The sequence below is a fragment of the Planomonospora alba genome (assembly GCF_039534085.1).
GTDB classification, from domain to species: domain Bacteria; phylum Actinomycetota; class Actinomycetes; order Streptosporangiales; family Streptosporangiaceae; genus Planomonospora_B; species Planomonospora_B alba.
The window spans coordinates 20,642-26,951 of sequence record NZ_BAAAUT010000078.1; the positions used below are offsets into that span (position 1 = coordinate 20,642).

Genomic DNA, 6,310 nt, shown 5'->3' on the forward strand with positions numbered 1-6,310 from the left:
GATACCCGCCGGCGGTGACCCCGGCAGGGGTCAGGTGACGTTCTTCGGCTTCTCGGGCGCGTCGGTGATGTCGGGGACGCCCGCGGTGTCGGTGATGTCCGGCACGCCGGACGTGCGGGCGGCACCGGTCGGCTCGCTCACGCTGCTCCGGTCGGCGGCGCTGATCGTGCCGCTCGTGGGCTCGGCCTTGTGGCTGAACTCCTCGGCTCTCGACTTCATGCCTCCGGCCATGTCGGAGACCTTGTCCGCGGCGGTCTTCGCCTTGTCGCTCATCCAGTGCGACGCGTCGCTCGCGCCGCCCTTCACCGACTCCGTCCACTGGTTCGTGTTCTTGCGGTACATCGCGAACCCGGCGGCGCCCACCGCGATCCCGGTCAACAGCAGGACTTTGGGCCAGTTGCTGCGGGACTTGGCCTTGGTGGGCGAAGGATCGAGCTTCGCCGCCGCGTCGGCCAGCATCGCGCTCAGCTTCGGCCCGAGCTGCTGCTCGATCGAGTGGGCCGCGGCGTCCAGCTGGGGCGCCGCCCACTTACGGGCCTCGGTCATCTTCTCGTCGGCTGCGCACAGGGCCGCCTCACGCACCTGCGCGGCCATCGGGCCGATCTTCTCGGCGGCCCGGGCGAGCTGCAGCACGGCCTGGTCTCTGGCGACCTTGGCCTGGTCTCTGGCGACCTTGGCCTGGTCGATGGCCAGGCGCCTGCGCGTCTGCGGAACCTTACCGGCGCTGCGCTTTCCGAACATCGTTGCAAGAGGCACGGCAACTCCTCCCCTGTCGTTGGGGCCCCGCAGCGACCCCTTCCCGCCCGAAGGCCGCTCAATCATGGGCGGTCGTGGGAGGATGAGGGCAGGGCCGGCGACGGCCCCTGGTCATCCGACCACGACGAGAAGACGACGGACGCACCGCCCGGGCAGGGCGTGCGTGACGATTTGAAGGGGGCGGCCCCACCGTGGCTGAGAAGTTGATCGCGACCCTGAACACCAACCGCGGCACCGTGAAGGTCCAGCTCTTCCCGGACCACGCGCCCAAGACCGTGCGCAACTTCGTGGAGCTGGCCGAGGGCACCCGGGAGTGGACGCACCCCGAGACCGGTCAGAAGACCACCGCCAAGCTCTACGACGGCACCATCTTCCACCGGGTCATCGACGGGTTCATGATCCAGGGCGGCGACCCGCTCGGCCAGGGCATCGGCGGCCCGGGCTACAAGTTCGACGACGAGATCCACCCGGAGCTCTACTTCAACCGCCCCTACCTGATGGCGATGGCCAACGCCGGCATCCAGATGGGCCGCGGCACCAACGGCTCGCAGTTCTTCATCACGGTGGTGCCCACGCCGCACCTGAACGGCAGGCACACCATCTTCGGCGAGGTCGTCGAGGGCCAGGAGGTCGTCGACGCCATCGCCAAGACCCCGACCGGTCCCGGCGACCGCCCGATCGACCCGGTCGTGCTGGAGAGCGTCACCATCGACCGCGTCCAGGGCTGAGCCCGGGAGTCGCTCCCCGCGTGCGGCGGTCGCCGTCCGCGACCGCCGCGCACGGGTCCGGGGAGACGGCCGCGCCGCGCACCGCCGTACGGAGAGGACCGCCGCGCACGGCCGTACGGAAACCTGCATAGGGTTGGGTGAGGATTCCAGCACGGTCGAAAGGGCCCCGTCGCGCCATGACCACCCAGCCTCCCGGCGAGTCCGGCCCCCAGGCCGTCCCCACCTGCTACCGGCACCCGGACCGCGAGACCTACGTGCGCTGCCAGCGCTGCGAGCGCCCCATCTGCCCCGACTGCATGCGGGACGCGGCGGTCGGCTTCCAGTGCCCCGAGTGCGTGGCGGAGGGCAACAGGACGGTACGGCCGGCGCAGGCCGTCTTCGGCGGGCGGCACGTCACCACGCCCTACGTCACCTGGGCGCTGCTGGCCCTCAACGTGCTGGCCTACGTCGTGGAGAACATCTCCCGCCAGATGCTGATCGACTACGGCATGCACGCGGGCGCCGTCGCCTACGGCGGCGAGTGGTGGCGCCTGGTCACCGGCGCCTTCCTGCACTCGCCGCTCGGCGGAGGCGGCTTCGCGCTCGCCCACATCCTGTTCAACATGTGGGCGCTGTACGCCATCGGCCCCGAGCTGGAGCGGCGGCTCGGCTCGGTCCGCTTCCTGGCGCTCTATCTGCTCTCCGCGCTCGGCGGCTCCGTCGCGGTCTACCTGCTCTCGCCCGCGCTCACGGTGGGCGCGTCGGGCGCGATCTACGGCCTGTTCGCCGCGCTCTTCGTGGTCTCGCGCAGGCTCGGCTACGACGCCCGCGGCGTGCTCTGGCTGATCGGCATCAACGTGGTGATCACCTTCGTCGGCGCGGGTATCAGCTGGCAGGGCCACCTCGGCGGCCTGGTCACCGGCGCGCTGGTCTCCACGGTCCTCGTCTACGCCCCGGCGAAGAACCGCACCGCGGTCCAGGCCGCCGGCTGCGCGGCGGTGCTGCTGCTCCTGGTCGCCCTGGTGGCGCTGCTCCCGCCGTACGCCTACGACACCGCGATGAACCTCATCGGCTGATCCACACCCCGGCGCATCCCCAGGGTGTGGACAGCCCTGTGGAAAGTTCTAACGCCAGCGGGTGGAGAGGATCACACCGAAGATGATGAAACCGAACCCGATGAGCAGGTTCCAGTTCTGGAGGGTGCCAAGGAGAGGTGCCTGCGGCGCCACGTAGTAAACGGCGATCCACAGGATGCCGATGATCCAGGAGGCCACCATGACCGGCGCCAGCCAGCGGGGGCTCACCTTGACCTGCTGGGTCGTCTTCGGCGGGGTGTAGACCGCCTTCTTGCGAGTCTTGGGCTTGGGCACTGGGTTCTCCTGCGTCACCCTGCGCGGTCCGGATCGTGCGCAGGCTCTGTCGGTCAGCGTAGTCGCTGGTGAGCAAGGATAGTCGGCGCAGATGGGACATGGCGATCCCGCGCGCGGCGGCTTTCCCCGGCCGGGGACGAGCGGTCCACCGGCGGACATAGTCTGATATGCCGTGTCGTCCTGCCCGTCCCCCCGGCCGTGCCGCCCGTCCGGACCGCGTGTCCCCTCCCGCCCGGGCGGGACGCGATGACGCGCGTCCTCGTCGTGGACAACCACGACAGCTTCGTCCACACCATCGTGCAGTACCTGCGCACGCTCGGCGCGGCCTGCGACGTGCGCCCGCGCGACCTCGTGGCGGTGGCGGACACGGCGGGCTTCGACGGGGTCCTGGTCAGCCCCGGGCCCGGCGCGCCGGAGGACGCCGGGGTGAGCGTGGAGCTCGTCGGCCACTGCGCGGCCCGCGGGCTGCCGCTGCTCGGGGTCTGCCTGGGGCACCAGGCCATCGCGGTCGCCTACGGCGCGACCGTCGCCCGGGCCCCGGAGCTGATGCACGGCCGCACCAGCGCGGTCTTCCACGACGGGCGCGGCGTCTTCACCGGGCTGCCCTCCCCGGTCACCATGACGCGCTACCACTCGCTGGCCGTACGGCCCGAGACGGTGCCGGAGGTCCTCCAGGTCAGCGCGACCACCGCCGACGGCGTGGTCATGGGCCTGCGCCACCGCACCGCGCCGGTGGAGGGCGTGCAGTTCCACCCCGAGTCGGTGATCTCCGAGCACGGCCACCGGCTGCTCGGGAACTGGCTCGACGGGATTTCCCGCCGGACCGTGTAACGCCGCCGGCCCGGCCGGCGATTGACCGGATGAGCCCTTCCGCCATTGCCCCCGAGTGGCGGAGGGGCTCTTTCTGCTCCTTCGGCGACCGTGCCCGAGCGCCTTCGGCGACCGTACCCGAGGCCGCGCGGGCCCCTCCCACCGTTCCCGTCCCGCCTCCGGCGCATGGACCCCCGCCCCGCCGCCGGGGCCCCCTCCGGGCCTGTGGGCCCCGGGAACGCGGGAGGCCCCGCCGGTCCCGGCGGGGCCTCCTGCCACGTCAGGCGGGCGGTCAGCCGCTCTCGCTGCCCTGGGTGTCGAACCACGGGTCCTCGTCCGTCGGCATGTCGTCGGTCGGCTCGTCCGTCGGCATGTCGTCCGTGGGCGCGTCGTCGGTCGGCTGGTCCGTCGGGATGTCCGGCTGCTGGGTCGGCATCGGCGGCTGCCCGCTGGACACGATCAGCGTGATCGTGGTGCCCGGCTGGAGCCTCGCCCCCGCCTCGGGAGCCTGGCTGAGGACGGTGCCCTCCGGCAGGTCGCTCGGCTGCTCGACGACCTTCACCTTGAAGCCCGCCTCCTTGAGCATCGCGGTCGCGTCCTTCACCGTGAGGTTGACGACGCCGGGCAGCTCGACGGCCTCCTTGGGGATGTAGATGCGCACGCTGCTGCCCTTGGCGACCTTCTTGCCCGCCGCCGGGTCGCTCTCCAGGACGACGCCCTGCGGGCGGGAGGACGCCTTGGTCACCACGCTCGCCTCAAGACCCTGCTCCTCGAGCAGCTGGGTGGCCTCCTCCACGGTCTTGCCGACCACGTCGGGCACCTCGACCTTCTCCACGCCCTTGGAGACGACGAGCGTGACCTCGGTGCCCTTGTCGACCTTGCTGCCGGCCGGGGGGTCGGTCTCGATGACCGCGCCGTTCGGCTGCTCGTCGTCGAACCGCTCGGTCTTCTTGACCTTCAGATCGAGGTCCGTGAGCCGCTTGGTCGCGGCCTCCTCGGTCTGCGAGGCGAGGGACGGGATCGTCACCTCCGTCTCGCCGGTGGGCGTGCCCGGGGAGCTGAGGAACGCGTAGCCCACGCCGATGAAGGCGCCGATGATCAGGAGCGGGATGACGATCCACGCCGCGGTCTTGAGCGCGGTGTTCCCCCCGCCCTGGGCACGCCGGCGCCCGCGGTCGCCCCGGACCGCCGTGCCGTCGTCCTCGGCACCGTACTCGTACGGCGGGACGGCGGTGGTGCGCTGCGTGGCGGGCCCGCCGGGGCCGACCTGCGTCGGCTGCATCATCTGGGTGGCGCCGCCGTAGTTGTTGGCCAGCGCCATCGTCTGGGCGTCCATCGGCATGCCGGACAGGGCGCGCTGGATGTCGGCCCGCATCTCCCCGGCGCTCTGGTAGCGCTGGCCGGGGTCCTTGGCCATCGACTTGAGCACGATGGCGTCGGCCCACGCGGGGATGTCGGGGTCGATCTGGGACGGCGGGACGGGGTTCTCCCGGACGTGCTGGTAGGCGATCGCCACCGGGGAGTCGCCGGTGAACGGCGGCTGCCCGGTCAGCAGCTCGTACAGCACGCAGCCGGTGGAGTAGATGTCGCTGCGGGAGTCGACCCGCTCGCCGCGGGCCTGCTCCGGCGAGAGGTACTGGGCCGTGCCGATGACCTGGGCGGTCTGCGTCATGGTCGCGGCCGAGTCGGCCATCGCGCGGGCGATGCCGAAGTCCATCACCTTCACGTCGCCGTTGCGGGTGATCATGATGTTCGCCGGCTTGATGTCCCGGTGGACGATGCCGCCGCGGTGGCTGTAGTCCAGCGCCCGCAGGATGCCGTCGACCAGCTCGGCCGCGCGCTCCGGCATCAGCCTCCGGTCGGTGCGGAGGATGTCGCGCAGCGTGCTGCCGTCGACGTACTCCATCACGATGTACGGCACGGGCGCGCCGTCGGGGGAGACGTCCTCCCCGGTGTCGTAGACCGCCACGATGGCCGGGTGGTTCAGTGAGGCGGCGGACTGCGCCTCCCGGCGGAAGCGGGCCTGGAACGTGTGGTCCCGGGCCAGGTCCGCGCGGAGGGTCTTGATCGCGACCACCCGGTCCAGCCGGATGTCTCGGGCGCGATAGACCTCGGCCATGCCGCCACGCCCGACGACGCCGTCAAGCTCGTAGCGGTCGCCGAGGCGTCGAGGCTGAGTCATTTCCTGCACTGTCCCTTACCGTTCATCTTGGGTGCCGGTGAGCTCTCGGGTCACCGGTGTCCATCATCGGCCCCTTGCCGCATCACGTCTCCCCCTCCGGCGGAACCGTCTCGCCCGGTTCGGTCGTGACGGTCGGGGTGGGGCTCTGCGTCACCGTCGGAGGTGGGGGTGTCGGGGTCGAGGTGGTCGGTGTGGGGCTCGGGGTCGGTGACGTCGTCGGCCGGGCGCTGGGCGTGGCCGACCTACTTACCGTAGCCGACGGCGACGGCGTAGGGCGGGGCGACGTGGTCGGAGCGACGGCCGGCCTGGTCGCCGCCGGACGGCTCCTGCTCGGCGTCGCCGAGGGCGAGGCGGTGGCCGGGGTCTCGGGCGCGGACGGCTCCACCGACCTGTTCGCCTCGCCGGGACCGCCCGTGCTCTGGACCGCCAGCACGCCCAGCCCGACGGCCGCGGCGGCGCCGGCGACCGCCGCGGTGAGCGCGCCC

Annotated in this window: 6 protein-coding genes and 1 pseudogene; 4 read left to right on the plus strand and 3 right to left on the minus strand. The window is 71.9% G+C overall.

Features of this window, described 5'->3' with window-relative positions:
• Window positions 1-30 precede the first annotated feature (30 nt).
• Window positions 31-756: a hypothetical protein gene (locus ABD823_RS31195; RefSeq protein ID WP_344865915.1), complete on the minus strand. Its 726-nt coding sequence runs from the start codon at window positions 754-756 to the stop codon at window positions 31-33.
• Window positions 757-947: 191 nt separating this feature from the next.
• On the opposite strand from ABD823_RS31195, the gene ABD823_RS31200 reads away from it, so the two are divergent.
• Together ABD823_RS31200 and ABD823_RS31205 are read left to right on the plus strand one after the other, a co-directional pair.
• Window positions 948-1,484 (plus strand): peptidylprolyl isomerase, encoded by a 537-nt coding sequence (locus ABD823_RS31200; RefSeq protein WP_344865917.1) that lies wholly within the window; start codon window positions 948-950, stop codon window positions 1,482-1,484.
• A gap of 176 nt (window positions 1,485-1,660) precedes the next feature.
• Window positions 1,661-2,539 carry a rhomboid family intramembrane serine protease gene (locus ABD823_RS31205; protein ID WP_344865919.1) on the plus strand — a complete coding sequence of 293 codons (879 nt, stop codon included), beginning with the start codon at window positions 1,661-1,663 and terminating at the stop codon, window positions 2,537-2,539.
• Between the two features lie 48 nt (window positions 2,540-2,587).
• Here ABD823_RS31205 and ABD823_RS31210 read toward each other — a convergent pair whose 3' ends face one another.
• Window positions 2,588-2,833: a cell division protein CrgA gene (locus ABD823_RS31210; RefSeq protein ID WP_344865921.1), complete on the minus strand. Its 246-nt coding sequence runs from the start codon at window positions 2,831-2,833 to the stop codon at window positions 2,588-2,590.
• Between the two features lie 246 nt (window positions 2,834-3,079).
• Between ABD823_RS31210 and ABD823_RS31215 the strand changes: the two genes are divergently transcribed.
• Window positions 3,080-3,664, plus strand: coding sequence for an anthranilate synthase component II (locus ABD823_RS31215; protein WP_344865923.1), 585 nt, complete (start codon window positions 3,080-3,082; stop codon window positions 3,662-3,664).
• Window positions 3,665-3,935: 271 nt separating this feature from the next.
• Here the strand turns inward: ABD823_RS31215 and pknB are convergent, their stop codons facing one another.
• A complete protein-coding gene (gene pknB, locus ABD823_RS31220) occupies window positions 3,936-5,825 on the minus strand; it encodes a Stk1 family PASTA domain-containing Ser/Thr kinase (protein ID WP_344865925.1) in 1,890 nt (629 codons plus the stop codon).
• Between the two features lie 74 nt (window positions 5,826-5,899).
• On the opposite strand from pknB, the pseudogene ABD823_RS31225 reads away from it, so the two are divergent.
• A pseudogene (locus tag ABD823_RS31225) lies at window positions 5,900-6,310 on the plus strand (hypothetical protein); the annotation flags it as partial.

What these genes read in the sequence shown, in the direction of transcription:
- ABD823_RS31205 (WP_344865919.1), top strand. Translation starts at nt 1,661, where the DNA reads ATGACCACCCAGCCTCCCGGCGAGTCCGGCCCCCAGGCCGTCCCCACC.
- ABD823_RS31215 (WP_344865923.1), top strand. Translation starts at nt 3,080, where the DNA reads ATGACGCGCGTCCTCGTCGTGGACAACCACGACAGCTTCGTCCACACC.
- pknB (WP_344865925.1), bottom strand. Translation starts at nt 5,825, where the DNA reads ATGACTCAGCCTCGACGCCTCGGCGACCGCTACGAGCTTGACGGCGTC.